The sequence below is a fragment of the Streptomyces griseoaurantiacus genome (assembly GCF_036189845.1).
GTDB classification, from domain to species: Bacteria; Actinomycetota; Actinomycetes; order Streptomycetales; family Streptomycetaceae; genus Streptomyces; species Streptomyces griseoaurantiacus.
Genome location: NZ_CP108326.1, coordinates 565,346 through 591,700 on the forward strand (window position 1 = coordinate 565,346; position 26,355 = coordinate 591,700).

General features: G+C 73.5%; 26 protein-coding genes. 17 read left to right on the forward strand and 9 right to left on the reverse strand.

What is annotated here, in order from left to right:
- Positions 1-6: 6 nt before the first annotated feature.
- Together OHB09_RS02580 and OHB09_RS02585 are read left to right on the forward strand one after the other, a co-directional pair.
- On the forward strand, positions 7-768 hold the full coding sequence (locus OHB09_RS02580; protein WP_191890309.1) for a GNAT family N-acetyltransferase: 762 nt from the start codon (positions 7-9) through the stop codon (positions 766-768).
- A gap of 93 nt (positions 769-861) precedes the next feature.
- The gene (locus tag OHB09_RS02585) at positions 862-2,256 is read left to right on the forward strand and encodes a DUF4032 domain-containing protein (protein ID WP_328921549.1); all 1,395 of its coding nucleotides are present in this window, start codon (positions 862-864) and stop codon (positions 2,254-2,256) included.
- Positions 2,257-2,269: 13 nt separating this feature from the next.
- Here OHB09_RS02585 and OHB09_RS02590 read toward each other — a convergent pair whose 3' ends face one another.
- The gene (locus OHB09_RS02590; protein WP_191890311.1) at positions 2,270-3,142 is read right to left on the reverse strand and encodes a universal stress protein; all 873 of its coding nucleotides are present in this window, start codon (positions 3,140-3,142) and stop codon (positions 2,270-2,272) included.
- A 251-nt stretch (positions 3,143-3,393) separates the two neighbouring features.
- On the opposite strand from OHB09_RS02590, the gene OHB09_RS02595 reads away from it, so the two are divergent.
- From OHB09_RS02595 to OHB09_RS02630, 8 genes are all read left to right on the forward strand, one after another.
- A complete protein-coding gene (locus OHB09_RS02595; protein ID WP_191890312.1) occupies positions 3,394-5,070 on the forward strand; it encodes an FAD-dependent oxidoreductase in 1,677 nt (558 codons plus the stop codon).
- 31 nt (positions 5,071-5,101) lie between these two features.
- Positions 5,102-6,565, forward strand: a complete 1,464-nt coding sequence (locus OHB09_RS02600; protein WP_006140410.1) for an ATP-binding protein — start codon at positions 5,102-5,104, stop codon at positions 6,563-6,565.
- Entirely contained in the window at positions 6,562-6,924 is a 363-nt protein-coding gene (locus OHB09_RS02605; protein WP_328921550.1) for a UBP-type zinc finger domain-containing protein, read from the forward strand. The genes OHB09_RS02600 and OHB09_RS02605 overlap by 4 nt, the downstream gene beginning before the upstream one ends.
- A gap of 83 nt (positions 6,925-7,007) precedes the next feature.
- Complete coding sequence (locus tag OHB09_RS02610) at positions 7,008-7,979, forward strand: LLM class F420-dependent oxidoreductase (protein ID WP_093590449.1); 972 nt, start codon at positions 7,008-7,010, stop codon at positions 7,977-7,979.
- A gap of 70 nt (positions 7,980-8,049) precedes the next feature.
- Positions 8,050-9,324: a 4-hydroxybenzoate 3-monooxygenase gene (locus tag OHB09_RS02615; protein ID WP_006140407.1), complete on the forward strand. Its 1,275-nt coding sequence runs from the start codon at positions 8,050-8,052 to the stop codon at positions 9,322-9,324.
- Between the two features lie 83 nt (positions 9,325-9,407).
- Complete coding sequence (locus tag OHB09_RS02620; protein WP_328921551.1) at positions 9,408-11,078, forward strand: serine/threonine protein kinase; 1,671 nt, start codon at positions 9,408-9,410, stop codon at positions 11,076-11,078.
- A gap of 98 nt (positions 11,079-11,176) precedes the next feature.
- Complete coding sequence (locus OHB09_RS02625; RefSeq protein WP_006140405.1) at positions 11,177-11,602, forward strand: SsgA family sporulation/cell division regulator; 426 nt, start codon at positions 11,177-11,179, stop codon at positions 11,600-11,602.
- Positions 11,603-11,779: 177 nt separating this feature from the next.
- On the forward strand, positions 11,780-12,169 hold the full coding sequence (locus OHB09_RS02630) for a hypothetical protein (protein WP_139062972.1): 390 nt from the start codon (positions 11,780-11,782) through the stop codon (positions 12,167-12,169).
- A gap of 94 nt (positions 12,170-12,263) precedes the next feature.
- Here OHB09_RS02630 and OHB09_RS02635 read toward each other — a convergent pair whose 3' ends face one another.
- The 5 genes from OHB09_RS02635 to OHB09_RS02655 form a co-directional block, all read right to left on the reverse strand.
- Positions 12,264-13,247 (reverse strand): aldo/keto reductase, encoded by a 984-nt coding sequence (locus OHB09_RS02635; protein WP_319118238.1) that lies wholly within the window; start codon positions 13,245-13,247, stop codon positions 12,264-12,266.
- A gap of 107 nt (positions 13,248-13,354) precedes the next feature.
- The gene (locus OHB09_RS02640) at positions 13,355-14,197 is read right to left on the reverse strand and encodes a DUF1206 domain-containing protein (protein WP_006140402.1); all 843 of its coding nucleotides are present in this window, start codon (positions 14,195-14,197) and stop codon (positions 13,355-13,357) included.
- Between the two features lie 105 nt (positions 14,198-14,302).
- Complete coding sequence (locus OHB09_RS02645) at positions 14,303-14,689, reverse strand: hypothetical protein (RefSeq protein WP_191854647.1); 387 nt, start codon at positions 14,687-14,689, stop codon at positions 14,303-14,305.
- 87 nt (positions 14,690-14,776) lie between these two features.
- Positions 14,777-15,241, reverse strand: a complete 465-nt coding sequence (locus OHB09_RS02650) for a DUF3662 domain-containing protein (RefSeq protein WP_328921552.1) — start codon at positions 15,239-15,241, stop codon at positions 14,777-14,779.
- Between the two features lie 15 nt (positions 15,242-15,256).
- Complete coding sequence (locus OHB09_RS02655) at positions 15,257-15,424, reverse strand: hypothetical protein (protein WP_006140399.1); 168 nt, start codon at positions 15,422-15,424, stop codon at positions 15,257-15,259.
- Positions 15,425-15,647: 223 nt separating this feature from the next.
- Here OHB09_RS02655 and OHB09_RS02660 point away from each other — a divergent pair, with 223 nt between their 5' ends.
- The 4 genes from OHB09_RS02660 to OHB09_RS02675 all read left to right on the forward strand — a co-directional run bounded on the left by OHB09_RS02660 (position 15,648) and on the right by OHB09_RS02675 (position 20,054).
- Positions 15,648-16,574 (forward strand): MurR/RpiR family transcriptional regulator, encoded by a 927-nt coding sequence (locus tag OHB09_RS02660; RefSeq protein ID WP_006140398.1) that lies wholly within the window; start codon positions 15,648-15,650, stop codon positions 16,572-16,574.
- Between the two features lie 70 nt (positions 16,575-16,644).
- A complete protein-coding gene (locus OHB09_RS02665; RefSeq protein WP_328921553.1) occupies positions 16,645-17,064 on the forward strand; it encodes a hypothetical protein in 420 nt (139 codons plus the stop codon).
- 32 nt (positions 17,065-17,096) lie between these two features.
- Positions 17,097-19,526, forward strand: coding sequence for a SpoIIE family protein phosphatase (locus OHB09_RS02670; protein WP_328730035.1), 2,430 nt, complete (start codon positions 17,097-17,099; stop codon positions 19,524-19,526).
- A gap of 171 nt (positions 19,527-19,697) precedes the next feature.
- Positions 19,698-20,054 carry a YkvA family protein gene (locus tag OHB09_RS02675; RefSeq protein ID WP_191890314.1) on the forward strand — a complete coding sequence of 119 codons (357 nt, stop codon included), beginning with the start codon at positions 19,698-19,700 and terminating at the stop codon, positions 20,052-20,054.
- 39 nt (positions 20,055-20,093) lie between these two features.
- On the opposite strand, the gene OHB09_RS02680 is transcribed toward OHB09_RS02675, so the two are convergent.
- The gene (locus OHB09_RS02680; protein ID WP_191854648.1) at positions 20,094-21,272 is read right to left on the reverse strand and encodes a spore photoproduct lyase family protein; all 1,179 of its coding nucleotides are present in this window, start codon (positions 21,270-21,272) and stop codon (positions 20,094-20,096) included.
- 124 nt (positions 21,273-21,396) lie between these two features.
- Here OHB09_RS02680 and OHB09_RS02685 point away from each other — a divergent pair, with 124 nt between their 5' ends.
- The 3 genes from OHB09_RS02685 (at position 21,397) to OHB09_RS02695 (ending at position 23,996) form a co-directional block, all read left to right on the forward strand.
- Positions 21,397-21,753, forward strand: coding sequence for a hypothetical protein (locus OHB09_RS02685; RefSeq protein WP_040895288.1), 357 nt, complete (start codon positions 21,397-21,399; stop codon positions 21,751-21,753).
- Between the two features lie 181 nt (positions 21,754-21,934).
- Positions 21,935-23,629: an aa3-type cytochrome oxidase subunit I gene (gene ctaD / locus OHB09_RS02690; protein WP_438935818.1), complete on the forward strand. Its 1,695-nt coding sequence runs from the start codon at positions 21,935-21,937 to the stop codon at positions 23,627-23,629.
- Complete coding sequence (locus tag OHB09_RS02695) at positions 23,622-23,996, forward strand: hypothetical protein (RefSeq protein WP_006140392.1); 375 nt, start codon at positions 23,622-23,624, stop codon at positions 23,994-23,996. Before ctaD ends, OHB09_RS02695 begins: the two co-directional genes overlap by 8 nt.
- Before the next feature lie 180 nt (positions 23,997-24,176).
- Here OHB09_RS02695 and OHB09_RS02700 read toward each other — a convergent pair whose 3' ends face one another.
- A complete protein-coding gene (locus OHB09_RS02700; RefSeq protein WP_328921554.1) occupies positions 24,177-25,805 on the reverse strand; it encodes a phytoene desaturase family protein in 1,629 nt (542 codons plus the stop codon).
- Positions 25,806-25,848: 43 nt separating this feature from the next.
- On the reverse strand, positions 25,849-26,325 hold the full coding sequence (locus tag OHB09_RS02705) for an SRPBCC family protein (protein WP_006140390.1): 477 nt from the start codon (positions 26,323-26,325) through the stop codon (positions 25,849-25,851).
- Positions 26,326-26,355: the final 30 nt, after the last annotated feature.

The following is a 26,355-nucleotide window of genomic DNA, read 5'->3' on the forward strand; positions in this document are numbered from 1 at the left end:
CCCCGCATGCCGGGTTCCGAGCTCCGCGTCATCCGTGCCTTCCTGTCCGCGTTCGCCCGACGCCGGGCCGCGCGTGTCCTCGAACCGCCCGGCGGGCTCGCCGTGTACGACGAGGCATTCCGGCATTCCCGGGCCGACAACCAGGTCGTCGTCGACGGGGCCGTCGCCCCGGAGGCGCTGCCCGGCCTCGCGGAGGAGGCGCTCGGGCGACCGCCGTACCGGCTGGTCTCCGTGCTCGACGACGACATCGGGACCGCGTGTGCGGGGCCGCTGGTGCGGGCCGGGTACGCCCGTTCCGTGCGGGCGGTCATGCGGCACGAGGGCCCGGTGCCGCCGGGCCGGTCCGCCGCCGAGGTGGAACTCGACGCGTTGCGTGTCCCGCTCGCCCGGCGGTGGCGGGGGTTCCTTCCCGGGGCCGACGAGGAGGGCGGGCGCCGGCTCGTCGACCGGCGGGAGGCGCGTCGGCGCGGGGCGGACGTCGTGCGTTTCCTCTCCGCCTCCACGGCGGACGGGGAGGTCGCCGCGTGGGGAGACCCGTACCTCGACCCGGCGACCGGTACCGCGCAGATCGAGGACCTGGTCACTTCCGAGGCCCACCTCGGGTGCGCTCACGGGGACGCCGTCCCGACGACGGCGCTGCGCCTGGCCACCGACGCGGGGCGGGGTACACGCTTCCTGATCGCCGACGCCTCGGACTGGCCCCGTGGGTGGTACGAGCGCCGGGGCTTCGCCGTGATCGGCCACACCCGCCGCTTCACGCGCGGCTGACCGGGCGGGTTCCGCGCCAGTGGAGGTGTCTCGTTCCCGCCCATCGGCCCGATACTGGGTCCGTACCGCACCTGAGACGAGGACGACCGAGCGATGGTTTTGCACATCAGTGCCACCAATCCGGAGCATCCGGGTCTGTTGCTGTCCCTGCCCTGGCAGTTGCCCTTGGAGGAGTGGCCCGAGGACGTGCTGGTGCCGTTGCCGCGGGGGATCTCGCGGCACGTGGTGCGGTACGCGCGGGCCGGGGACGAGGTCGTGGCCGTCAAGGAGCTCGCGGAGCGGCCCGCGGTGCGGGAGTTCGAGCTGCTGCGGGACCTGGACCGGCTCGGCATCCCGGCCGTGGACGCGCTCGCCGTCGTCACCGGCCGTACGGACGCGGCCGGCGGGTATCTGGAGCCGGTGCTGATCACCCGGCATCTGCGCGGCTCGATGCCGTACCGCTCGATGTTCGAGACGACGATGCGCCCGGCCACCATGCACCGGCTGATGGACGCGCTCGCCGTGCTCCTGGTGCGGCTGCACCTGGCCGGGTTCGCGTGGGGCGACTGCTCGCTGTCCAACACCCTGTTCCGGCGGGACGCGGGGGCCTACGCGGCGTACCTGGTGGACGCCGAGACCGGTGAGCTGCAACCGCGGCTGAGCGAGGGGCAGCGCGACTACGACCTCGATCTGGCCCGGGTCAACATCAGCGGGGAACTGCTCGACCTGGATGCCTCCGGGGCGCTGCACCCCTCGGTGGACCCGATCGAGTTCGGCACGGAGATATGCGACCGGTACGCCGGGCTGTGGCGGGAGCTGACCCGCACCTCGGTGTACCCGGCGGGCAAGTACCACTACATCGACCGGCGCATCCGGCGGCTGAACGACCTCGGCTTCGACGTGGCCGAGATGCAGATCGAGAGCTCGCCCACCGGTGACACGGTGACGTTCGTGCCGAAGGTCGTCGACGCCGGGCACCACCAGCGGCAGTTGCTGCGGCTGACCGGTCTGGACACCGAGGAGAACCAGGCCCGCCGGCTCCTGAACGACCTGGAGTCCTGGATGGCCACCCAGGAGGACCACACCCCCGGGGACCCTCCCCCAAGCTCTCGGCTCCGCTCGAGCAGGGGGTACCCCCATACGACCCGCCCCGAGGTCCTCGCGCACCGCTGGGTGCGGGACGTGTTCCGGCCCACCGTGCGGGCGGTGCCGGTGGAACTGCGCGGGGCGATGGACCCGGCCGAGCTGTACCACCAACTGCTGGAGCACCGCTGGTTCCTGTCGGAGCGGGCGCAGCACGACATCGGCCTGGACACGGCGGTCGAGGACTACGTCGCCCATGTGCTGCCCCGGGTCCGGGACGCGGTGCCGGACGCCGGGGCGGCAGGACCGGCCGCGGGCGCCGCCGGGACCCCCGCCGCCCGAGACACCCCCGCCGGCGGAGACACCCCCGCCGCTGGTGACACCGCGGCCGGACGGAGCGCGGCGGCCCCGGCCCGGCCGGCCTGAGGCCCGCCCCCGCTCAGGCGGGCGGGACGACCGCCACCGGGCAGGGCGCGTGGGCGATCAGCGCGTGGGCGACCGAGCCGACGCGCGGCCCGACGGCCAGCCGGCTGGCGCGCCGGCCGACCACCATGAGCTGCGCCCGGTCGGCGACCGACAGCAGCACCTGGCCCGCGCTGCCGATCTCCACGTGCTCGGTCACCGGCACGTCGGGGAACCGTTCGCGCCACGGCCGCAGTGCCTCCTCCAGCGCCTTGCGCTCGAAGGGCTCCATCCCGCCGGCCTCGTCGAGGAGCTGCATGGAGCCGGGGCTGTAGGCGAAGACCGGCGGCAGGCTCCAGGCGCGTACGACCCGCACGCCCGCGCCCCGGGCGGCGGCCGCCTCGAACGCGAACCGCAGGCTCGCGGCGCTGTCCTCGGGGCCGCCCTGCTGGCCCACGACGACCTCGCGGCCCGCCGCCTCCTGCGCGGGCCGGTCCTTTGAGCGGACCAGCACCACGGGGCGCGCGGCCTCGCCGAGCACCTGCTGGCCGATGGAGCCGAGCAGGAAGCCGAGGACGGCGCCGTGCCCGCGGGTGCCCAGCGCCAGCAGTTCGGACCGGGCGGCCTCGGCGACCAGCGCGTCGACCGCTCCGCCCTCCACCACCTCGGCGGTGACGTCGAGCCCGGGGTGCTCCCCGGTCACGGCCCGCTCGACCTCGGAGACCACCGCGCCGGCGCCCTTGGCCTGGGCCTGCTGGTCGTCGGCGGCGACGAAGTCGTACGTCTCCCAGCGCCATACGTGCACGATCCGCAGCGGCAGTCCGCGCCGGACGGCCTCGCGTGCCGCCCAGCGGGCCGCGGCCGTGCTCTCGGGCGATCCGTCCACTCCCACGGTGATCGGGCGGGTCATACGGCTGCCTCCCTGGGCCGCCGGCCTCGGCCGGCATCTGCTGTTGCTCGACTGCTGCTGAACTGCTGCTCGACTGCTGCTGGACGCGTCACCGGCCGATCCCGGCCGGCGCCCGCGCGGCCCGGCGGGAAACACCGGCCCCGGACGTCACGCTACCGGGGCCCTGCCCCCGCTGCCCGAGGCGAAACGGCCCCGTCGAACATACGATGGTCCCTGGGCCGGCACCCGACCGGCCCGGGGTGGGAGAGGCGATGGCACAGCCCGCAGCGCCGGCGCGGACCGTGATCCTTACCGTGGACGACGATCCGGGAGTCTCCCGCGCCGTCGCCCGGGACCTGCGGCGCCGCTACGGCGAATCGCACCGCGTGGTGCGCGCGGAGGACGGCGAGACGGCCCTGGACGCGCTGCGCGAGCTGAAGCTGCGCGGCGACCAGGTCGCGGTGATCCTCGCCGACTACCGGATGCCGCGGATGAACGGCATCGAGTTCCTGGAACGCGCGATGGACATCCACCCGGCGGCGCGGCGGGTGCTGCTGACCGCGTACGCGGACACCAACGCCGCCATCGACGCGATCAACGTGATCGACCTGGACCACTACCTGCTCAAGCCGTGGGACCCGCCCGAGGAGAAGCTGTACCCGGTCCTGGACGATCTGCTCGCCGCCTGGCGGGCCAGTGACCACCGGCCCGTGCCGGTGACGAAGGTGGTGGGCCACCGCTGGTCGGCGCGGTCCTCGGAGGTCCGGGAGTTCCTGGCCCGCAACCAGGTGCCCTACCGCTGGTACTCGGTGGACGAGCCGGAGGGCGGCCGGCTGCTGGAGGCGGCCGGGCAGGACGGGCGGCGGCTGCCCCTGGTGGTCACCCCGGAGGGCACCCCGCTGGTGGAGCCCGGGGACGCGGAGCTGGCCGGTCAGGTGGGCCTGGCGACGACGCCGACGGAGGAGTTCTACGACCTGGTCGTCATCGGCGGCGGCCCCGCCGGGCTCGGCGCCGCGGTGTACGGGGCCTCGGAGGGGCTGCGCACGCTGCTGGTGGAGCGGCAGGCCACCGGCGGCCAGGCCGGGCAGAGCTCCCGCATCGAGAACTACCTGGGCTTCCCCGACGGCGTGTCCGGCGCGCAGCTCACCGGGCGGGCCCGCCGGCAGGCGGCCAGGTTCGGCGCGGAGATCCTCACCGCCCGCGAGGTGGCGGGCCTGGAGGTCAACGGCGCCGCGCGCACCGTGCGGTTCTCCGACGGTTCGGCGGTCGCCGCGCACAGCGTGATCCTGGCGACGGGTGTGTCCTACCGGCAGCTCGACGCGCCGGGGCTCGCGGAACTGACCGGGTGCGGGGTGTTCTACGGCTCCGCGCTCACCCAGGCGCCGTCCTGCGCGAACCAGGACGTCTACGTCGTCGGCGGGGCCAATTCCGCCGGGCAGGCGGCGATGTACCTGGCCCGCAACTGCCGTTCGGTGACGCTGCTGGTGCGGGGCGAGTCGCTGACCGCGTCGATGTCGCACTACCTGATCCAGCAGATCGAGGCGACGCCGAACATCTCGGTGCGCACCCGCACGGTCGTGGAGGCGGCGCACGGCAGTGACCAGCTGGACAAGCTGTCGCTGCGCCACGTGGACTCGGGCGAGGACGAACTCGTGGACGCGCAGTGGCTGTTCGTGTTCATCGGCGCGGCCCCGCTGACCGGCTGGCTGGACGGCACGGTGCTGCGCGACCCGCACGGGTTCATCCTGGCCGGCCCCGACATGACCAGCGACGGCTCCCCGCCGCCCGGCTGGGAGCCGGTCCGGCCGCCGTACCACCTGGAGACGAGCGTGCCGGGCGTGTTCGTGGCGGGTGACGCGCGCGCCGCCTCGGCCAAGCGGGTCGCCTCCGCCGTGGGCGAGGGCGCGATGGCGGTCATGCTCGTCCACCGCTATCTGGAGCAGTCGTGAGTCCCCGGGACGCCGGGCGGAGGGAGCGGTCGTGAGCGGACAGCCGGAGCCGTGCGACTGGACGGAGCTGAGCTCGCTCTTCCTGTTCGAGAAGCTCACCGAGGAGCAGCTCACCCGGCTGTGCCGGGAGGGACGCGTGGAGCGGTTCGAGCCGGGCCCGGTGTACACCGAGGGCGACCCGGCGACCTGCTTCTACGTGCTCCTCGAGGGCACGGTGGTGCTCTCCCGCCGGGTCGGCGCGGACGACGTGGAGACCAACCGGACCTCGCAGCGCGGGGTGTACGCGGGCGCCTTCCAGGCGTACCTGGGCGACCGGGCACGGGCGGCCCGCTACAACGGCTCGCTGCGGGTCACCGAGCCCTCGCGCTTCTTCGTCCTGCCCGCGGACACGTTCGCCGAGGTGATGCGGGACTGGTTCCCGATGGCGGTGCACCTGCTGGAGGGGCTGTTCTTCGGGCAGGAGAACAGCCGGCAGATCATCAACCAGCGGGAGCGGCTGCTGGCGCTCGGCTCGCTGTCGGCGGGGCTGACGCACGAGCTGAACAACCCGGCGGCCGCCGCGGTGCGGGCCACCTCCGCGCTGCGCGAGCGGGTCGCCGGGATGCGGCACAAGCTGGGCGCGATCACCGCGGGGCGGTACTCGCGGGAGACCCTGGTGACGCTGGTCGACATCCAGGAGCGCACGGCCGAGCAGGTCGCCAAGGCCTCCCCGCTCTCCCCGCTGGAGGCCTCCGACCGGGAGGACGCGCTGTCCGACTGGCTGGACGAACACGGCATCGACGACGGCTGGCGGCTGGCCCCGGTGTTCGTGCAGGCGGGCCTGGACACCGACTGGCTGGACCAGGTGGCGGCGCTCGTCGACGAGGAGACCCTCGAGGGCGCGATCCGCTGGCTGAACTACACGGTCGAGACCGAGCTGCTGATGAACGAGATCGAGGACTCCACGACCCGGGTCTCCACCCTCGTCAACGCGGCCCGGCAGTACTCCCAGCTCGACCGGGCCCCGTTCCGCTCCGTCGACGTGCACGAGCTGCTGGACAGCACCCTGCTGATGCTGTCGAACAAGTTCGGCGAGGGGATCTCCCTGGTCAAGGAGTACGACCGCACGGTCCCGGAGGTCCCCGCCTACCCGGGCGAGCTGAACCAGGTGTGGACCAACCTGGTCGACAACGCGGTCGCGGCGATGGCCGCCACCGGCGGCACGCTGACCGTGCGGACGGCGCGGGACCACGACCGGGTGCTGGTGGAGTTCCGGGACACCGGTCCGGGCGTGCCGGCCGAGATCCGCGAGCGCATCTTCGAACCGTTCTTCACCACCAAACCGGTCGGCGAGGGCACCGGGCTCGGCCTGGACATCTCCTGGCGCATCGTGGTCCGCAAGCACCACGGCAGCCTGGACGTCGAGTCGGTCCCCGGGGACACCCGGTTCCAGGTCCGGCTGCCCCTGACCGCACCGGACTCCCAGGACCAGGAAGCGCAGGAGGAGGCGTCATGACCACGTCCGACAGTGACATGAGCGGAATCGACCCGGGTGTGCCGCCGAGCGGCGAGGGCTGTGTGGAGTGCGAGGAGGCCGGCGGGTGGTGGTTCCATCTGCGGCGCTGCGCCCAGTGCGGGCACGTCGGCTGCTGCGACTCCTCCCCCGCCCGGCACGCCACCGCGCACTACCGCGCCACCGGCCACCCGGTGATCACCAGTTACGAGCCTGGCGAGGAGTGGTTCTGGAACTACGCCACCGAGGAGCTGCGGCCGGCCGGCCCCGCCCTGGCGCCGCCCGGGAGCCATCCCGCGCAGCAGCCGACCCCGGGCCCGGCCGGCCGCGTCCCGGCCGACTGGCGGGACACCCTGGCCTGACCGCGACGCGAGGCGCGGGCGCCCGCGGGGGGAGCTACGACCTGCGCCGTTTTCCCCGGCCCCGGCGGGGAACCCGCCGCGCCATGGTGAAAATCGGCTACACGATGATGACCGAGCAGGCCGGTCCCCGCGCCCTCGTCGACCATGTCGCGCAGGCCGAGGGCGTCGGTTTCGACTTCTCCGTGACGTCGGACCACTACTTCCCCTGGCTGCGCGAGCAGGGCCACTCCCCCTACGCGTGGGCCGTCCTCGGCGCCGCCGCCCAGGCCACCTCGCGCATCCCGCTGATGACGTACGTGACCTGCCCGACCTTCCGCTACCACCCGGCGGTGGTGGCGCAGAAGGCGGCCACGCTGCAGCTCCTGTCCGAGGGGCGGTTCCGGCTCGGGCTCGGCGCGGGCGAGAACCTCAACGAGCACGTGGTCGGGGGTGGCTGGCCGGCGGCAGACGTCCGGCACGAGCGCCTGGAGGAGGCCGTCGGCATCATCCGCGACCTCTTCGGCGGCAAGCACGTCACCCGGCACGGCACCCACTTCGACGTGGAGTCCGCGAAGCTGTGGGACCTGCCCGACGAGCCCCCGCCGATCGGCATCGCCGTCTCCGGCGAGCAGTCCTGCAGGCTGGCCGGGCACCTCGCGGATCTCGTCATCGCCACCGAGCCCAAGAGCGAGCTGATCGAGGCCTTCGAGCGGCACGGCGGCACCGGCAAGCCCCGGGTGGGCCAGCTCCCGGTCTGCTACGACACCGACCGGGACGCGGCCGTGAAGCGGGCGCACGAGCAGTTCCGCTGGTTCGGCAGCGGCTGGAAGGTCAACGCCGAACTGCCGCACCCGGACTCCTTCTCGGCGGCGACCCAGTTCGTGACCGAGGAGGACGTGGCCGCGTCGATCCCGTGCGGCGACGATCCGGAGGCCTTCGTGGAGGCCGTCCGCCCGTACGCGGAGGCCGGCTTCACCGAGATCGCGCTGGTGCAGATCGGCGGTGACTCCCAGCCCGCGTTCCTGGACTGGTCGGCGAAGACGCTGCTGCCCGCGCTGCACGACGCCTTCGACTGACCGGCGGGGTCGGGTCGGTCAACACCGGGCCCGTGCAAGGAAGTTGGCGGGCACCGGCGATAATGCCGTCATGCCCGAGCACCTCCCGCCGCCGTCCTGCGCCCCGTACTCCCCGGGCCGGTCCGCCCGGTTGCCCGTCGTCATCGTCGGAGCCGGTCCGGCCGGGCTCGCCCTGGCCGGTGTCCTGCGGGGCGCCTCGGTGGACTGCGTCGTCCTGGAGGCGGAGAGCAGGCGGTTCATCGAGACCCGGCCGCGTGCCGGATTCCTGGAGGAGTGGGCGGTCCGGGCGCTGTGGCGGCGCGGGCTGGCCAGTCCGGGACTGCTGGAGGCGCAGCGCCAGAGCGAGTGCGAATTCCGCGTCGGCGGTGAGCGGTACCGCTTCGGCTACGCGGAGCTCTCCGGCCACCATCACGTGGTCCATCCGCAGCCCCTGCTGGTCACCGATCTGGTGCACCACTACGCCGACGTCCTCGGCGGCGACATCCGGTTCGGGGTGCGGGAGGTGGAACTCCACGGCATCGACACCGACACCCCGGCCGTGTCGTACACCGATCCCGGCAGCGGCGCCCGCGTCCGGCTGGAGTGCGAGGTGATCGCCGGATGCGACGGCGCCCGGGGCGTGAGCCGGGCCTCCCTCCCCGCCGAGTACCGGGAGCCCGCCCGGCTCGACTACGGCATCGGCTGGCTCGCCCTGCTCGCCGAGGCGCCCCCGTCCTCCGACTGCGTCGTCTTCGGCGTCCATCCGCGGGGGTTCGCCGCCCACATGGCGCGCGGCCCCGGGACGACCCGCTACTACCTTCAGTGCCCGCCGGGCGACGACCCGGAGAACTGGTCCCACGAGCGCGTCTGGTCGGAGCTGCGCCTGCGGCTCGAGGCGGCCGGCGCCGCACCGCTGACCGAGGGCAGGCTGGTCGAGAAGCGCGTCCTCGACCTGCACAACCAGGTCGCGCGGGCGGTGTCGTACGGCCGGCTCTACCTGGCGGGGGACGCCGCGCACCTGGTGGCGCCGATCGCCGCGAAGGGCATGAACCTCGCGCTTTTCGACGCGCTGGTGCTGGCCGACGCGCTGGTGGCCCACGTCCACCGGGGCGAGAGCGAAGGGCTGCGTGCCTACGCCGCCACGAGCCTGCGGCGGGTGTGGGAGTACCAGGAGTTCTCGGAGTGGTTCTGCGAGCTGCTGCACGGTCCGTCCTCGGGCGACCCGTTCCGGGCGGGAATGGCGGCCGCCCGGCTGGCCCGGTTGTTCGACTCGCCCGCGGCGGCGGCCTCGTTCGCGGAGGTGTACGTCGGCGCCGCCTCCGAGCGTCATCTCCCCGAGTTCTCCCCACTTCCGACTTCCGGTTGACTTTCGGTCACTTTGAACGCCTGCCGCCTCACTCTCCGTACCACCCTGGGACGCGGGTCTCCGGTGTGCGGTGAGGGATGGCGATGGGCCACGAGCGGGTCTCGGTACGAGAGTTGGTCGCCGGGCGGTACCGGGCGGGCGAGACCGTCCACCGCGAGGAGGGACGCCTCCTGCTGCGGGGCGAGGACACCGGGACCGGACGTGAGGTGCTCCTCGTCCGCTCCCGGCCGTCCGCGCACCCGCGCGCGGACACCCCGCCGCGCACGGCGGAGCGGGTGGTGCGCGAGACGGCCCGGATGGAGGACGCCTGCCCCGGCCGGATCGCCCACGTGCTGGACGTCGTCGAGGAGTACGGCGGGCACGGCGAGTACGGCGGCGGTGCCGAGGGAGGCGGCCCCCTGTGGACGGTGCTGCGGCCCGTCGAGGGCGTTCCCCTCGGGGAGCTGCTCGGCCGGGGCGCGCTGTCTCCCGCGCGCGCCGCCCACATCGGGCTCGCGCTCCTGGACGTGCTGCGGGCGGCGCACCGGCAGGGCATCGTCCACGGGGACCTGAGCCCCGGTCAGGTGTTCGTGGGCGCGGACGGCGGGGTGGTGCTGACCGGCTTCGGGCTCCTCGGCTCCGCACCCGGCCGCCGGGTCACGGCACCCGAGTACGCATCTCCCGAACAGGCGCACGGGGAGTGCGCGGGGACTCCGTCGGATCTGTGGTCGCTCGGGGCGCTGCTCTACGCGATGGCGGAGGGGCGGCCCCCGTTCCGTGACCGAGGTGAGGCGGCGGCGACACTGCGCGGGGTGGCACGGCTGCCGTTGCGGCCTCCCTCGCACGCCGGCCCCCTGGCCCCGGCCGTCACCGGGCTGCTGCGGCGCGATCCGCAGGAGCGGGTGCCGGAGGAGGCCGTCCGCAAGAGCCTGACCCGGCTGCTGCGCGTCTCCCCCGCGGCGGACGCGCACTTCGGCGAGGGGCCGGCGCCCGCCGAGGAGCTGCCCGGAGAGGGACCGCGGGCCGGCGGCGGGCGCCCTCTGCGGCTCGCGGTGCTGCTCGGGACGGCGCTGGCGGTGGCCGCGTGCTCGCTCGCCGTGTACGCCACCCGGGGCGGCTCCGGCGGCGAGGGCACCGTCGTCTCGCGCTCCGCGCCCACCGCCTCCCGCCCGGCGGCGGTCGTGCCGGGCGGGGCCGGGGAAACAGAGCGCACGTCCTCCACCGCCCCTTCCTCCCCGCCCGCCTCGTCCACCCCGTCGTCCCCGGCCACCACGGCCGCGCCGTCCTCCTCCCGGCCGCCGGCGGGCGCGGCCGAGCGCTTCGCACGGCAGCACGCGCCCGAGGGGTTCTCCCTCGACCTGCCGGCCGGCTGGCACCGGGTGTTCGAGGACCGGCGCACCGACGGCTCCTACCGCGTGGCCTTCGGCGCCCAGGGGGACCCGCGCACCCTGCTGGTCACGCACAGCCTGCGCCTCGAGGCGGACCCGGTGGCCGACTGGGCTGCCCTGGAACCGGCCCTGCGCCGCTCGTACCCCGGCTACCGGCGGCTCGGCGCGATCACGCCGGTGACGTACCGGGGCCTGCGGGGGGCCGACATGCGGTGGCTGGCGAGGGACGGCGGCGTCAGCACCCGCACCCTCGGCCGCGGCTTCCTCCTCGACGGCCGCTCCGGCTACTCGCTGCGCTGGACGGCACCGGCGGCCGCGTTCGACGAGGCCGTCAACAGGCGGGCCCTGGACCGCGTGCTGCGCACCTTCCGCTTCCCCGACGGCTGAGGAAACAGCGCGTGCACCGAATCACCCGTCTGGTTGAGCATCTCCGGCCCATCGCGGGTACTAGGGGTCTCTACCGCCTTTCGTCGCTGGAGCGCTTCATGATCTCGTCGGTGCACAAGACCCTGGTCATGGAACTCATGTCGGGCATGTCCGGCCGGTTCCCGGTGCTGACCCATCTGGAATACGACGCCACGGACCCCTTCGCCGTGACCGCGTCGTTCAGCCACGAGGGCCGGCTCCTCGCCCAATGGAGACTCGACCGGCAGATGCTGGCCGAGGGACTGCTCGGGCCGGTGGGTGAGGGGGACGTCCGGCTGCGCCCGCAGTCCACGGGGGTCTGGCACGAACTGCGCCTGGAACTCTTCGGCGACGCCCACCCCGACGGGGGGCGGCACCACGCGGTGATCCTCGCCTGGGCGCCGGCCGTGGCCTCGTTCCTGGAGGAGACCTACGAGGTGGTGGAGCTCGGCAGCGAGACGGTGGGCGTGGACGACTTCCTCGCCGAGGTCATCGGCAACGCCTGAACACCCGTCACGGAAGCCTGTGGGGAAGTCGATCGCCGCGCGGGCACCGCGCGTTGTCACGAAGGTGTGACGAACATTCGTGCGTCAAAGGTGGAGAGCCGGGTAGGCGGAGCGGTACACCCTTCCTTGGGGAGCTTTACGGCTCCGTTGTCAGTGCCGTCCGCCAGAATGGTGATCATGCTCCGAGTCGTCCGTGACCCACGCCCGCCGATCAGCCCCCGCGACACCGACGTCCTGCGTCTGATCGCGACGCAGCGCGCCCCCGTCATGCTCACCGTGTACGCGGACGGGCGACGACGGTACGGGTACTGGCGTGCCGTCACCGATGCCGCGGGGCGGGGCGGCTGCCAGGTGGCGCTGCCGACCGAGGAGTGCGAGGAGCTGCTCGCGGCGGGGCGGATAGCCCTGGGCGAGCCGGTGACCGACCGTTCCCGGACGGTCTACCCGGTGCGGGCCGTGGAGCGCCCCCGGCGGTACGCGGCGCCCGTAACCCCCTCCGTGCCGGTCGCCCCGAGGATTCCCGCGGTCGCCTCCGTGACGTCGCGCCGCACCGCGCTGACGGCCTGAGGGCACCCGGCCCGCCCGGGGAGGCCGACGCGCACGCGTGGCTCCCGGCGCCCCCGTCGGGGGCGCGGGAAACCGCACGCGTCCTGCCGGACCCCTACCAGCGGGCCTCGACCTGCGCCTTGATGCGCCGCTCGTACAGGTCGCCGATCGCCCGCAGTGTCTCCTCGGGCAGCTTCGGCAGGTGGCCCGCCGCCGCGTTCGCCCGTGCCTGGTCCGCCGAGCGGGCGCCGGGGATGACCGTCGTCACGCCGGGCTGCTGGATGATCCACGCCAGCGCCGTCTGCGCCGGGGTGAAGCCCTCGGGCGCCAGCGCCGCGAACTCCGCCGCCGCCTCCACGCCGGTGGCGAAGTCGACCCCGGCGAAGGTCTCGCCCTGGTCGAAGGCCTCGCCGTGCCGGTTGAACGTGCGGTGGTCGTTCTCGCCGAAGACGGTGTCCTTCGTGTACCGGCCCGACAGCAGCCCCGAGGCGAGGGGCACCCGGGCGATGATGCCGACGCCGGCCTCCCGGGCCGCCGGCAGCACCTCGTGCAGCGGCTTCATGCGGAACGGGTTGAGGATGATCTGCACGCTCGCCACGTTCGGGCGGGCGATCGCCGTCAGCGCCTCCGCGCAGGTCTCCACGCTCACGCCGTACGAGGCGACCCGCCCCTCCTCGACGAGGGTGTCCAGGGCGTCGAAGACCTCGTCGGAGGAGTAGACGGGAGTCGGCGGGCAGTGCAGCTGCACCAGGTCGATCCGGTCGACGCCGAGGTTGCGGCGGGAACGGTCGTTCCAGGCGCGGAAGTTGTCCAGTACGTAGTTCTCGGGGATCTGGTCCACCCGGCGGCCCATCTTGGTGGCCACCGTCACGTGCAGATCGGGCCGCCCCAGCAGGAACGCCGCGATCGTCTGCTCACTGCGGCCGTCGCCGTACACGTCGGCCGTGTCGAAGAAGGTCACGCCGGACTCGGCGGCCGCCTCCAGCACCTCGTGGGCGTCCTTCTCCTCGACGTCGCCCCAGTCGGCGCCGAGCTGCCATGTGCCCAGCCCCACGACCGACGCATGCTGACCCGACCTGCGGAATTCGCGCTCATCCATGGGCCCAGTCTCGCACTGGCCCTCGGCGGCCCCTCGCACCACCCTGCCGGAACGACGAGGCCGTCCGCCGGTTCACCCGGCGGACGGCATGCGCGGCGTCCCGTCCCTCACACCTTGCGCCAGCGGGCCATCGCGAACGAGAAGAGACCGAAGAGCACGAAGCCCGCGGCCACGCACACCAGCAGCCACGGCCCGGCCGGGGTGTGGGCGAAGGAGCGCAGGGTGTCGTCGAGCCCCTTGGCCTTGTCCGGCTCGTACTCGACGGCGGCCCGGACGGCGAAGACACCGGCGGCCGCGAAGACCAGCCCGCGGGCCGCCCCGCCACCGACACCGGTGATGTCCACCGCCTGCCGCGCGCGCCGGGACATCTGCCCGAGCTTCAGCTTGTCGTGGTACTTGCGCATCACCGCGCGCACCCCGATCCACACCCCCGCGGCCGCGATGCCGATCCCGGCCAGGCCCACGATCCACTGGCCGCCCGGCATCTGCAGCACCTTGGCCGTCATGTCCTTGGACTGCTTGTCGCTGTTCCCGCCGCCGCCTCCCCCGCGGGAGCCGGCCGCGAAGAGCAGCACCGAGGAGGCGACGAAGGCGTAGAACACGAAGCGGCCCGCCGAGGACAGCCGCTTGGTCGCTTTGCGGCCCTCGGGGCCGCCCGCGCCGAAGACCGCCTCGGACAGGCGCCACAGGGCCATGCCGACGAGGCCGACCGCCAGCGCCCACAGGACGACGGCGCCGAACGGCTTGCCGGATATCTCGGCGAGTGCACCGCCCCGGTCGGCCTGGCGGTGGCCGTCGCCGAAGGCGATCTGCAGGGCCAGTGCCCCGACGAGCAGATAGATCACTCCGCGTGCGCTCAGGCCGGCCCGTGCCGCGCCCTCCGTCGCCGCACCCCGCGCCTCGCGGCCGGTGCGGGGCCCTCCCCGGCTGGTCAACGTGCTGACATCCATCTCGACCTCCCGGGGTCCGGATGCCCCGGGTTCGGCGGGCGACACCCGAACGCCGCCCGCCGGCCGGCAAGAGGGGCGGAGGACTCCCGCCGGGCCGCTCGCGCCCTACGCGGCCCGGTTCTGCAGACGGAGTTCCAGTTCGATCTCCTGGTCCCCCGAGACGTGCCCCAGTTCCTCGACCGTGAAGGTCTCCTCCAGGGCCTCCCGCAGACGGGAGACCGCCTGCGGCTCGCCCTGGACCTCGGCCTTCACGGGACCCGAGAGCCGGGGCGGGCGGGGGGCGTCGGGGGTGCCGGCGGGGGCGGACGTGTCGAAGGTCCCCGTCCACATGGTGGGCCGGGAGCCCTCCGTGTCGTGCGGCGGGGCGTCGTCGGCGCCGCGGTCGGAATCGAAGTGCCGGCACAGCTCGGTGAACAGGTGTCCGGCGTCCGTGGCCGAGCAGTCGCTGAGGACCACCTGGACGTTCGGGGCGGACTGGGCGGGCGCGTTCACGGTCGTTCGTCTCCCTCGTGCTGGATGCCTTGGCTGTCTGCGGGGCTGTCGGGGCGGGCGCGGGGCCCGGGCGGTGGGTCCGAGGTGCTACTCGGTGGTGGGGGCGAACCCGTCGGCCCGCACGTGCGGCATGACCCGGCCGGCCACCCGGTAGCGGCCGTTGGGCACGTCCGCCGCGCGTGTGATGTGGACGGCGAGCGGCCCCGCCCACTCGTAGCCGTTGCGCGCGCCGTGGCGCGCCAGCCGGTCGGTGAGCAGCATGCCCACCCGGTCGCCGGCCCCGGCGAGCCGCTCGTGGACCTCGGGGTCCAGTTCGACGGCGTAGGCGTTGGGGGCCAGGATCCGGTTTCTGCCGCATCTGACCGCGTGGCGGTCGCACTCGCGCCGCAGGGCGTCGAGCAGTTCGACGGGGTCCTTGGGGAAGAGGTGCCCCAGCAGCCTGTTCTGGAAGCGTTCCAGGGCTCTCTCCCAGCCGGTCGGCCCGGTCGCGGGGGCCGAGTGGTCCCGGTCCGGCCTCTCCTCCCGGCCGCGCCGTCGCGGGAGTGCGCTCACCGCTCGCACCCCCGCCTACCGCTCGCCCTCGAAGTCCTCGGGACGCACCTCGGCGTCCTCCAGGGCCTCGCGCATGGTGCGGCCCTCGGCCGCCTCCCGCTCGTGGCGGCGGGTGGCCGCGTGCTTCTCCAGCACCTCGTCGGTGGTGTCGGTCTTCGGCCGGTTCTCCTCGGGGACCGTCATGGTCTGCAGCTCCTCGTCCTCGTGTCTCGCCCGGTTCTCGTTCGTTTTTCCTGCCTCGCTGCGGCGGGTTCCCTGATGACGGCGTTCGACGCCTGGTGCGCGCCGCCGGCCGTTCCCCGGCCCTGTCCGGCATGTGGGCGCAAGCTCCCTGGTCACAGCCTGCGGTGGACTATGTTGAGGGGCCCGTGGGACGGGACCCCGTGGGACAAGAGGAGGCGCACAGGTGCCATCGCCGCAGCAGGCTCGCGCTCAGGCGTCCGCGATCACTGCGGGCGGCACGGCACCGGCCCAGGACGCCTCTCCGACCTCGCGGCTGCGGGAGCTGTTCGAGGGCCCGGGGCTCTCGCCCGCGCACCGGCGGATCGCCCAGTACCTGATCGAGCACCTCACGGAGGCGGCCTTCCTCTCCATCACCGATCTCGCCGAGCGGGTCGGGGTGAGCCAGCCCTCGGTGACCCGGTTCGCGGGGGCGGTCGGTTTCAGCGGATATCCGGCGCTGCGCGAGCGGCTGCAGTCCCTCGCGCTCGGCTCCCTCGGCAACGGCGTCCCGAGCGCGCCCGCCGAGCAGCGCGGCAACGAGTTGCAGGCCGCGGTCGACGCCGAGATCGAGAACCTGGAGAATCTGCGCCGCGACCTCACGGACCCGGGCCGGGTGATCGAGGTCGGCCGGGCGCTGTCGCGCTCGGCGCCGCTGACCGTGCTGGGGCTGCGGATCTCCGTCTCGCTCGCGGAGTACTTCGCCTACGCCGCCCGGCGCATCCACCCCGACGTGCGACTGGTGACGCGGGGCGGCAGCGTCGCCTACGACGCCCTGCTGCAGTCGCGGGAGGCGGGCGGTACCTGGTTGCTGGCCTTCTCGCTGCCGCGGCACGCGCGCGAGACGCTCACGGCGCTGCGGGTGGCGCGCGGGGCGGGGCTGCGGGTGGCGCTGGTGACCGATCTGGCGCTCGGGCCGCTGGCGGAGGAGGCCGAGGAGGTCTTCGCCACCGGCACCGGCTCACGGCTGGTGTTCGACTCGTACGCCGCGCCGGGCATCGTGGCGGCGGCGCTGCTGCAGGCCATGACGGACGCCGATCCCGAGCGGACGCAGGCCCGGCTGGAGGAGTACGAGCGGATCGCGGAGGAGCACCACTTCTTCCTTCAGGACTGAGTTTCTTCTCCCAGGACTGAATTTTTTCATGTTCTTGCATAACCCCCGGTATATATAAATACTCCTCTGCATGGCCCTGACGACCTACTCGCCGATCAGCACCGACTGGCCGTGCCAAGTGAAGATCCCGGGCAGCTACGACTGGGAGCGCTCGGCGGTCAAGTGGCTGCGCGAGCTGGTCCCGGCCCGCTACGGCAGCTACCCCGCGCTCCTGCGGCATCCCGTACTGCTGGCCCGCCACGCGCAGATCCAGGTGCGGCACGAGATCCGGGTGGCGCGCACCGCGCTGCAGACGGCCCGGGCGGAACTGCCCGCGCTGGGCCTGCCGGAATCTGTGATCGAACACACGATCAAGCTGTACGCGGCCGAGGTGCTGCAGTTGCAGCACATCGCCCGCAGCGTCCGCGCGGTCAGCGAGGCGCTGGCCGACGCGTCCGGCGCCCCTCGCCAGGGCCGCACACCCGGGGAGATCCCGGGCTCAGGGCAGTGATCGGGACACCCCGTATATGACATGCTCGTCGCGTGACGAGCGATTCCGCGCTCCCCGAGAGGCCGAGCGCCGAACCCAGCGTGGTCGCCCTGGCGAAGACAGTGGCCGTGCAGCGGGCCGAACTGGACCGGCTGCGCACCGCCACGACCGCGGCGGCCGTACTCGAGCGTGCCAAGGGTGCGGTGATGGCTCTCACGGGGCGTTCCGCGGAGGCAGCGCACGAGGAACTGCTGCGCCGTGCCGAGGCCGCCGGACGCACCCTCGCCGAGGAGTGCCGGCTCACGCTCGACGGCACGGCCGGCGGCGCGTCCGTTCTCGCCGGGGCCGCCTCCGGCGCGTGCGCCGACCCGGCCGCGTCCGACACGGACGCGGGCTCCCTGCCCTCCCCCGCCGAGGGGACCGGCCTGGCGGACGCGGCCGAGGGCTCCGCACCGGCCGACCCCGCCGTCCTCGCGCGCATCGCCGAGTCCCTGGCCGGGGTGTCCGGCCCGCAGGAGATGGCCCGGAGCCTGCGCGCACACCTCGCCGAGGCCGTGGCGGCGGACGGCGTGCTGCTGTACGCCGGACTGCCCGCGGGCGGGCTGCGGCTCGCCGGGTACGCGGGCGTCGCCGACACCGTCGTCGCCCAGTGGCGGCACGTGCCACCACTGAGCGGCATCGCGGCCCTGGAGGCGATACGCAGGCGGCGGCCCTACTGGCTGGACGTTCCCGGGGAGGAGAAGAAGTCCTGGTCGCTGATCGGCGCCCCGGAGCACTGGCCCACCCGGGCCTGGCTGCCGGTCCTCACCGAGGGCGGGGCCACCGCCTCCCTGGGGATACTGCGCACCACGCAGGCCGCGTTCACCCCCGCCGCCAAGGCGCTGCTGCGGGCGACGGCCCGGCTGTGCGCCGAACGGCTCCGTGACTTCCTCACCGTGCCGGACCACACGGACGAGCGGCTACGGGACACCGTCCAGTCGGTTTTCGACGCGCTGCCCGGCTCCGCCGTCCTCCTGCTCCCCGTGTACTCGGCCTCGGGAGAGCTGGAGGACTTCCGCATCGAGGCGGCCGCCCCGCGCGCGGTGGACATCGCCGGCCGCCGCGGGCGTGCCCTGGTCGGGCTGCGCGTCCTGGCGTGCTACCCCACCCTCGCGAGTGAGCCGCTGTGGGAGGGGTACCGCCGGGCGCTCGACACCGGGGAGCCCTACGAGGGCGAGCCCTTCGTGTACCACGAGGTCGTCGCGGGCGCCCCGCAGAACTCGGCGTACTCGGTGCGGGCCGTCCGCTTCGGCAAGGCGCTCGTGGTCACCTGGATCCGGCACGACGCCTCGGACCGCGAGGAGCAGCGCCTGGCGGAGCTGCAGCGGCTGGGCAACCTCGGCTGGGCGGACTGGGACCTGGTGGGCGGCCGGGCCGTCTGGTCCCCGCAGGTGTACGCCATCCTCGCCCGCGACCCGGCGCGCGGCCCCCTCTCGCTCACCGAACTGCCGGAGCACATCGCGCCGGACGACGCGTCCACGGTGCGGCGGGCGGTGGACGAGCTGCTGTCGAAGGGCCGTCCGCTCGACATCCCGTTCCGCGTCGGGACGCTCCGGGGCACCCGGCACCTGCGGCTCGTCGCCGAGCCGGTGACGGACGCCGACGGCGTCCCGCTGGAGGTGCACGGTTTCCTTCAGGACCACACCGCCCAGCGCAGCGCCGAACTGGCCCTGGTGGAGAGCGAACGCGCGATGCTGACCCAGCACGGCGCGCTCCTGGCCGAGCGCACGCTCGCCGACCGGCTGCAGCACACCCTGCTCCCGCTGCCGCGGCAGTCGCTGGCCCTCGCCGGGCTGCGGGTCGACGTGGCGTACCGGCCGGCCCAGTCGGGCATCCACGTGGGCGGCGACTGGTTCAGTGCCATCGAACTGCCCGACGGTTCGGCCCTGTTCGTGGTCGGTGACGTCGCCGGGCACGGCATAGACGCGGTCGCCACGATGGCCCAGCTCCGCTTCACCGCGAAGGGCATGATCATCACCGGTTCGACGCTGACCGGCGCGCTGGCCCGGCTCAACGCGCTGCTGCTGCACACCCACGACTCCAACACCACGGCGACCCTGGTACTGGCGCGCTACGAACCGGGGCCGCGCCGGCTGACCTGGGCGCAGGCGGGGCATCTGCCGCCGCTGCTGCTGCGCGGGGGCGGCTCCCGGTACCTGGACCGGCCGAAGGGCGTGCTGCTCGGAGCGCGGCACGATCCGTCCTACACCGAGGCCGAGTTCCACCTGGAGCCCGGGGACCATCTGCTGTTCTACACCGACGGTCTGGTCGAGCGGCCCACGGAAGGGCTGGACGAGGGCCTCGACCGGCTCGCGAGGGCGGCCTCCTCCCTGCGCGCGGAGGGCCCGGGCCCGCTGCGACCCCTGCTGGACACGATGCTGGAGGGCGAACTGCGCGACGACGTCTGCGTGCTGGACGCCCATCTGCCGGTGGACTCCGGCTGACCCCTCCCGCTCTTTCGGTCCTTCCGGCCCGTCCGGGGCGCTAATCGGCGCCCGGCGGGGAAGGTTGCGGGGGAGCGGTCCGCACCGAGGGACCGCGGACCGACGGGGACCGGACATCGCGGGCACGCGGAGACGCGGGCACGCGGACACCCAGCAGCACAGGGAAGGCGCATGGATTCCAGCACGTGGACGCTGATCGTCGTGGTCGCGCTCGTCTGCGCGGCCGTTCTCGGTGCCGCCGTCGTGCTGCTGCTACGACTGGTGCGGACCCGTCGCGAGCTGCGGCGGGCAGGGCTGCCGACAGGGCCCCGCTGGGTGTTCTGGGGTGCCGTGGCCTATCTGGTCCTGCCGACCGACCTGCTGCCGGACCCGGTCTACCTGGACGACATCGGTGTGCTGCTGCTGGCCCTGCGGTCGATGAGCGCGCCGCTGCGGGCGGCGCGGCTCACCGGCCGGCTCCCGGGACGGGGCAAGGGGCGGGCCTCCGCCGACGGGGCGCCGCTCGGCCCGCCGGACGCCCCCGTGTGACACACCCGGGCACCGGCGCGCCCGTGCGGGGCGCACGGCTCAGAACGCGTAGCGGATCTCCAGCCAGGGCGCGTGCCGGGCGACGAGCGCGCGGACGGTGTCGACCGCCTCCCGTTTCACGCCGTTGCGGTACCGCACGTTGGTGTCACCGTTCTGGGAGCGCTTGGGCTGCTGGAGTCCGGGTGTCCACAGCAGGTCCTCGGCGCGCGGGTGCCAGCCGAGGTTGACCTCGTGCAGGGGCGCGTTGTGGGTGAGCATGATGACCTCGGCGCGGGCCTGCGCCTTGACCCGGGCGGGCAGGACGTCGTCCAGGTGCGTCAGCAGTTCCGCCCAGGCCTCGCGCCAGCCGGGCCGGATCACCACGGGCGAGAGGTTGAAGTGGACCTCGTACCCGGCGTCGAGGAAGTCACCGGCGGCGGCGATCCGCCGGGCGACCGGGCTGGTGCGCACGTCGAGCACCCGGGAGTCCTCCGCCGGCATCACCGAGAAACGGATCCGGGTCCGCCCGCGCGGGTCCAGGGCCAGCAGGTCGGGGTTGACGAACTTGGTGGCGAAGGATGCCTTGGCGGTGGGCCAGCGGCGGAAGGCGTGGACGAGGTCGGCGACGTTGTCGCAGACGAGGGCGTCGACCGCGCAGTCGCCGTTCTCCCCGATGTCGTACACCCACGCCTTGGGGTCGCACTGGTTCGGCTCCGTCTTGCGGCCCTGTGCCGCGACGTGCCGGCCGAGGTGGGCGAGGGTCCGCTCGATGTCGGTGAAGACGGTGATGGGGTTGGCGTAGCCCTTGCGGCGCGGCACGTAGCAGTAGGCGCAGGACATGGCGCAGCCGTTGGAGGGGCCGGGGGCGATCCAGTCGGCCGAGCGGCCGTTGGGCCGGGTCACGAGCTTGCGGCGGACGCCGAGGACGAGCGTCTCGCGCTTGACCCGCACCCACCGTTCGACGTTTCCCTCGTTGCCGTGCAGGTGCGGGATGCGCCAGTGCGAGTCGACCTCCGTCACCCGGGCCTCGGGAAAGCGGGCCAGGATCTGCCGGCCGCGCGGGGAGGCGGCCGCGGCGGGCTCGGCGTGGATCTCCCGGATCTCGAGCATGCGCCGGGCCTCCGGCGAGTCCCGGAACGGGGCGGCGCCCGCCGGGGCCGCCGGGGTCGCCGGCAGCTCGTCGAGGCCGAACAGGGCGTCGGGATCCCCGGCGGGCGGCCGGGGCGCGGGCTTGCTCATCGTCACGCTCCGGTGCCGGGTGGGGAGGGGCGGTGCGGGGGGCGGGATCGACATGTCGACTCAGCCGTCTCCAGGGTACGAGGGCCCCGTCCCCCACGGGGCTTGTGGCGCCTACGCTCTCCCCATGAAGCAGACGGAGATCATCCTGCGGGCCATCGGCGTGCTGACCGAGACGAACGCGCTGACACGCCGCATCGCCCAGGACCAGGACGCGGAGCTGGATCCGGCGGAGAGCCAGCTCGGCTCGCTGGTGACGGAGGTCTTCCCGACGGTCGAGGTTCCGGCGGACGCGGGACCGACGGAGGCGGGGCAGGCGGTCGCGGACGCGTACCTGCCGGCGGCCATCTCCCTGGTGGGGGCGTTCGCCTTCCTCTTCTCCGAGCTGGCGGACGTCCATGACGCGGGGCGGACCGACGTCACGACGGCGTCGTTGCTGCAGGACCTGGCACTGCGGCTGTCGCGGGCCACGGACGAATCGTAGGAGACCCGCGCCCTCTCGCGTTGGGCCTTTCGGGTGGTTTTCCGGCGCCGGGGCGTCCATTGGGGGCAATGGACGGCCCGGCGCCCGCAGAACGCACAGGAGGATGCGGATGTGGTGCCCGGGGTCCCTTCCCGGCGTGCCCGCGCAGGTCTCCCCGGCGTCCCACGAGAGCAAGCCTCCGATGACACACACCACAGAGACCGGGATGGTCACGACCGTCCCGGGTGAGTCCGCCGCCCCTCGCCCGCGTCCGGGCGCGCTGGTGGTGAAATGGCTCTCGACGACCGACCACAAGACCATCGGCTCCCTCTACCTGATCACGTCCTTCGCCTTCTTCCTGCTGGGCGGCGTGATGGCGCTGTTCATCCGCGTCGAGCTGGCCCGTCCCGGACTGCAGCTCCTGTCGAACGAGCAGTACAACGAGGCGTTCACGATGCACGGCACGGTGATGCTGCTGATGTTCGCGACGCCGCTCTTCGCCGGGTTCACCAACTGGATCATGCCGCTGCAGATCGGCGCGCCCGATGTGGCGTTCCCCCGGCTGAACATGCTGGCCTACTGGTTCTACCTGTTCGGTTCGCTCATCGCGGTCGGTGGTTTCCTGACCCCGGACGGTGCCGCCTCCTTCGGCTGGTTCGCCTACAGCCCGCTGAGCGACATGGTCCACTCGGCCGGGGCCGGACACGATCTGTGGATCATGGGGCTCGGGCTCTCCGGGTTCGGCACCATCCTCGGCGCGGTCAACTTCATCACCACCATCACCTGCATGCGCGCCCCCGGCATGACGATGTTCCGCCTGCCGATCTTCACCTGGAACGTGCTGCTCACGAGCGTGCTCGTGCTGCTGGCCTTCCCCGTGCTGGCCGCCGCGCTGCTCACCCTGGAGGTCGACCGCCGGTTCGGCGCGCACGTCTTCGAGGCGGCCAACGGCGGGGCACTGCTGTGGCAGCACCTGTTCTGGTTCTTCGGGCATCCCGAGGTGTACATCATCGCGCTGCCCTTCTTCGGCATCGTGACGGAGGTGATCCCGGTCTTCGCCCGCAAGCCGATCTTCGGTTACATGGGCCTGGTCGGCGCCACCATCTCGATCACCGGGCTCTCGGTCAGCGTGTGGGCGCACCACATGTTCGTCACCGGCGGGGTGCTGCTGCCGTTCTTCTCCTTCATGAGCTTCCTGATCGCGGTGCCGACCGGGGTGAAGTTCTTCAACTGGATCGGCACGATGTGGAAGGGCTCCCTCACCTTCGAGACGCCGATGCTGTGGGTGATCGGCTTCCTGGTCACCTTCCTCTTCGGCGGCCTGACGGGCGTTCTCCTCGCCTCTCCCCCGCTGGACTTCGAGGTGTCGGACTCCTACTTCGTCGTCGCCCACTTCCACTACGTCGTCTTCGGCACGGTCGTCTTCGCGATGTTCGCCGGATTCCACTTCTGGTGGCCGAAGTTCACCGGCAAGATGCTCGACGAGCGGCTCGGCAAGATCACCTTCTGGACGCTGTTCGTGGGCTTCCACACCACGTTCCTGATCCAGCACTGGCTGGGCGTCGAGGGCATGCCGCGCCGGTACGCCGACTACCTCGCGGCCGACGGCTTCACCTGGCTCAACACGATCTCCACCATCGGCTCCTTCCTGCTCGGGCTGTCGATGCTGCCCTTCCTCTACAACGTGTGGAAGACCGCCCACTACGGCAAGCCGGTCGGGGTCGACGACCCATGGGGTTACGGCCGTTCGCTGGAGTGGGCGACCTCCTGCCCGCCGCCGCGGCACAACTTCGAGTACCTGCCGCTGATCCGCTCCGAGTCCCCCGCCTTCGACCTGCACCACCGGGACATCGCCGTGCAGGAGATCGAGCCCGAGACCGGCCACCCCCGTGTCTGAACGGAACACGGAGGGGGACACGAGACCGGGGCCGACACGGGAGGACGGCCCCGGTCTCGTCAACCAGGTGGAGGGGTACCTGCTGTGGCAGGCGCGGGTGGCCGAGGCGGAGGACCGCGCCCGGGCCTTCGTCGCGGCCCTCGACTGGCTGACCGCCACGCAGCGGACCGAGGTCGAGAAGCGGTACACCGCGGACTGCCTGGCCCGGGCCCGGGGCGACCTGGAGCGCATCGCCCGGCGGATCACCGGCCTGCGCCAGGAGTACGAGGAGCGCTACCGCCTGCTGCGCGCGCGGTGCCTCGCCGCCTCGGTCGCGTGCACGGCCCTGGCCCTGGTCGCCGCCGTCCTGCTGCGCTGCCTGACCTGAGAGCGCGTCATCCCGGCGGGGAAGGACGGACAGGGCCGGCCCCGATGCGGATGGTGGGCCGGCCCCGTTCGCCGGGATCATTGTGACCTCGCGGTACGGGTCCGGGGCAAGGGGTGTGCGGTGACGCTCCCCTCGCTCCTTCCACACCCCGTGTGCGCCTCGCGCGCCCCGGGGTGGGCTTCAGTCCGCGCTCTCGATGCTCCCCTTGCGGTTGCGCCGGGTCAGCACGCGTTCGACGCGGGCCATCGGCGGGGAGGCGTGCCGGCGCAGCGCGGCACGCGCGGCGTTGGCGCCCGGGGCGCCGTGCACCCCGCCTCCCGGATGCGCGCTCGCCGAGGCCAGGTACAGCCTGCCGACCGGGGTCTCCGCGCGGCCCGAGCCGGGGATCGGACGGAAGAAGAGCTGCTGGTGCATGGCGGTGGTGCCGCCGTTGATGGCACCGTCCTGGAGGTTGGCGTTCATCGACTGCAGGGTGGGCGGGGCCAGGATCCGCCGGGCGCGGATCAGTGAACGGAACCCGGGGGCGAACCGCTCGACCTGCCGCTCCACGCGGTCGGCCATGAGTTGCTGCTCCTTCGCGTCCCAGGAGCCCGTCAGTCCCTCGTCGCCCGCGTCGCCCGCGATCAGGTGCGGCACGTGGGTATAGGCCCAGGCGGACTCGGTGCCCTCGGGCGAGCGCGGCGGGTCACTGGTCGTCATCTGGCCGAAGACGCAGAACGGCCGGTCGGGGACGAGCTTGCGGGCGATCTGGGCGGCGAACCGGGTCAGCTCGTCGACGCCGTCCGCGAGATGCACGGTGCCCGCGAGGGAGGCCGCCTCCTGCGCCCAGGGCACGGGCCCGTCCAGCGCCCAGTCGACCTTGAAGGTGGCGAAGTCCCACTGGAAGCGGCGCAGGTCGTCCATGAGCTGTGCGGGGAGGTGCTCGGGGTCCACCAGCCCGCCGTACAACGCGGGTGCCGGCACATCGGCGAGCACGGCGCGGTGGGCCGCCACCGTCTCCCCGCCGGCCGTCCGCACCGCGACCGCCCGGCCGCCGCGGACGACGATCCGCTCGACGCGCTCGCCGCAGCGCAGGCTGCCGCCGTGCGCCCGCAGTCTGCGCACCAGCGCCTCGGTGAGGGCGCCCGAGCCGCCGGAGGGCACCGGGAAGCCGTACGTCTGCCCGAGCATGGTCATCAGCCAGCCGAAGCCGCCGCTGCCCGCGGACTCGGGGGCGAGGTCGGCGTGCAGGGCGTTGCCCGCGAGCAGCAGCCGTCCGCCCTCTCCGCGGAACTCCTCCTCCCCCAGCCGCCGCACCGGCAGCACCAGGGAGCGAGCGAGCCGCAGTCCGCCCGCCGCGCGCAGCCGCAGCGCGAGCCTGGCGCCGGCGCGCACCGGCGGGAAGGGGGTGAACAGTGCGTCCAGCAGGTCGGCGCGGACGTGTTCCCACACCGAGTGCAGCGCGCGCCAGGACTCCCCGTCGCCCTCGGCGAAGGTGTCCAGGGAGGCGGCGGTGTCCTCGAGGTTCCGGCCAAGGACGGCGCACCTGCCGTCGCTGCGCGGGTGGGCGAGCACCCGGGGCGCGTGGGCCCAGCGCAGCCCGTACCGCTCCAGCTCCAGCGCCCGGACGGCGGGCGAGGCCGCGGCGAGCGGATAGAACGAGCTGAACAGGTCGTTGACGAAGTCGGGGTGCACGCCCCTGTCGTGGCGCACGGCGCCGCCGGGCTCGTCCTGTTCCTCCAGGACCTCCACGCTCCAGCCGGCGTCGGCGAGCAGATTGGCGGCGACCAGGCCGTTGGGGCCCGCGCCGATCACCACAGCGTCCGGCACGGCCGCCTCCCCGTCCCCGTCGCCGGGCTCGTTCCCGTACGGCTCATGACATCGCCGGCCTTGCGACGGGATGCCCGTCGATCGCGTCGCCGGTCTCCTCGCAGACCTTCGCCAGCCTGGCCAGCATCGCGCGGTGGCGGAGCTGGATGATCGGCTCGACGGCCGCGTTGTGCAGGGCGCTCCCGGCGCCCTGCAGGGGGTGCTCGTCCACGATCACCAGCGCGTGCTCGCCCCAGGAGCGCAGCTCGATGGCGATGCGGGCGGTGCCCAGCGGCCCCGCGTGCGCCTCGAGTTCGAGGACGCTGCCCTCGACGCACCGCCGCACGACGGTCTCGTTGGTGAAGGACAGCGGGCCGAGGCGGACCTCGTACTCGAGGGCGGCGCCCAGCTCGGGCCAGGTTCCGCGCACGGGGGTGGAGGACGCGGTCCCGACCACCCATTCGGCGTACCTGCTGCCGTCGGCGAGCACGGTCCAGACGTTCTCGGGGGCGGTTCTGATCAGCCGGTGGCGTACGGCCACGGACACCTCCGCGAGGCTCGGGTGTGCCGG

Bases quoted from the DNA above. Each gene is read 5' to 3' on its own strand.
- OHB09_RS02580 (WP_191890309.1), top strand. From the start codon at position 7: ATGCCGGGTTCCGAGCTCCGCGTCATCCGTGCCTTCCTGTCCGCGTTC.
- OHB09_RS02585 (WP_328921549.1), top strand. From the start codon at position 862: ATGGTTTTGCACATCAGTGCCACCAATCCGGAGCATCCGGGTCTGTTG.
- OHB09_RS02590 (WP_191890311.1), bottom strand. From the start codon at position 3,142: ATGACCCGCCCGATCACCGTGGGAGTGGACGGATCGCCCGAGAGCACG.
- OHB09_RS02595 (WP_191890312.1), top strand. From the start codon at position 3,394: ATGGCACAGCCCGCAGCGCCGGCGCGGACCGTGATCCTTACCGTGGAC.
- OHB09_RS02605 (WP_328921550.1), top strand. From the start codon at position 6,562: ATGACCACGTCCGACAGTGACATGAGCGGAATCGACCCGGGTGTGCCG.
- OHB09_RS02610 (WP_093590449.1), top strand. From the start codon at position 7,008: ATGGTGAAAATCGGCTACACGATGATGACCGAGCAGGCCGGTCCCCGC.
- OHB09_RS02615 (WP_006140407.1), top strand. From the start codon at position 8,050: ATGCCCGAGCACCTCCCGCCGCCGTCCTGCGCCCCGTACTCCCCGGGC.
- OHB09_RS02620 (WP_328921551.1), top strand. From the start codon at position 9,408: ATGGGCCACGAGCGGGTCTCGGTACGAGAGTTGGTCGCCGGGCGGTAC.
- OHB09_RS02625 (WP_006140405.1), top strand. From the start codon at position 11,177: ATGATCTCGTCGGTGCACAAGACCCTGGTCATGGAACTCATGTCGGGC.
- OHB09_RS02630 (WP_139062972.1), top strand. From the start codon at position 11,780: ATGCTCCGAGTCGTCCGTGACCCACGCCCGCCGATCAGCCCCCGCGAC.
- OHB09_RS02635 (WP_319118238.1), bottom strand. From the start codon at position 13,247: ATGGATGAGCGCGAATTCCGCAGGTCGGGTCAGCATGCGTCGGTCGTG.
- OHB09_RS02640 (WP_006140402.1), bottom strand. From the start codon at position 14,197: ATGGATGTCAGCACGTTGACCAGCCGGGGAGGGCCCCGCACCGGCCGC.
- OHB09_RS02655 (WP_006140399.1), bottom strand. From the start codon at position 15,424: ATGACGGTCCCCGAGGAGAACCGGCCGAAGACCGACACCACCGACGAG.
- OHB09_RS02665 (WP_328921553.1), top strand. From the start codon at position 16,645: ATGGCCCTGACGACCTACTCGCCGATCAGCACCGACTGGCCGTGCCAA.
- OHB09_RS02675 (WP_191890314.1), top strand. From the start codon at position 19,698: ATGGATTCCAGCACGTGGACGCTGATCGTCGTGGTCGCGCTCGTCTGC.
- OHB09_RS02680 (WP_191854648.1), bottom strand. From the start codon at position 21,272: ATGAGCAAGCCCGCGCCCCGGCCGCCCGCCGGGGATCCCGACGCCCTG.
- OHB09_RS02685 (WP_040895288.1), top strand. From the start codon at position 21,397: ATGAAGCAGACGGAGATCATCCTGCGGGCCATCGGCGTGCTGACCGAG.
- ctaD (WP_438935818.1), top strand. From the start codon at position 21,935: ATGACACACACCACAGAGACCGGGATGGTCACGACCGTCCCGGGTGAG.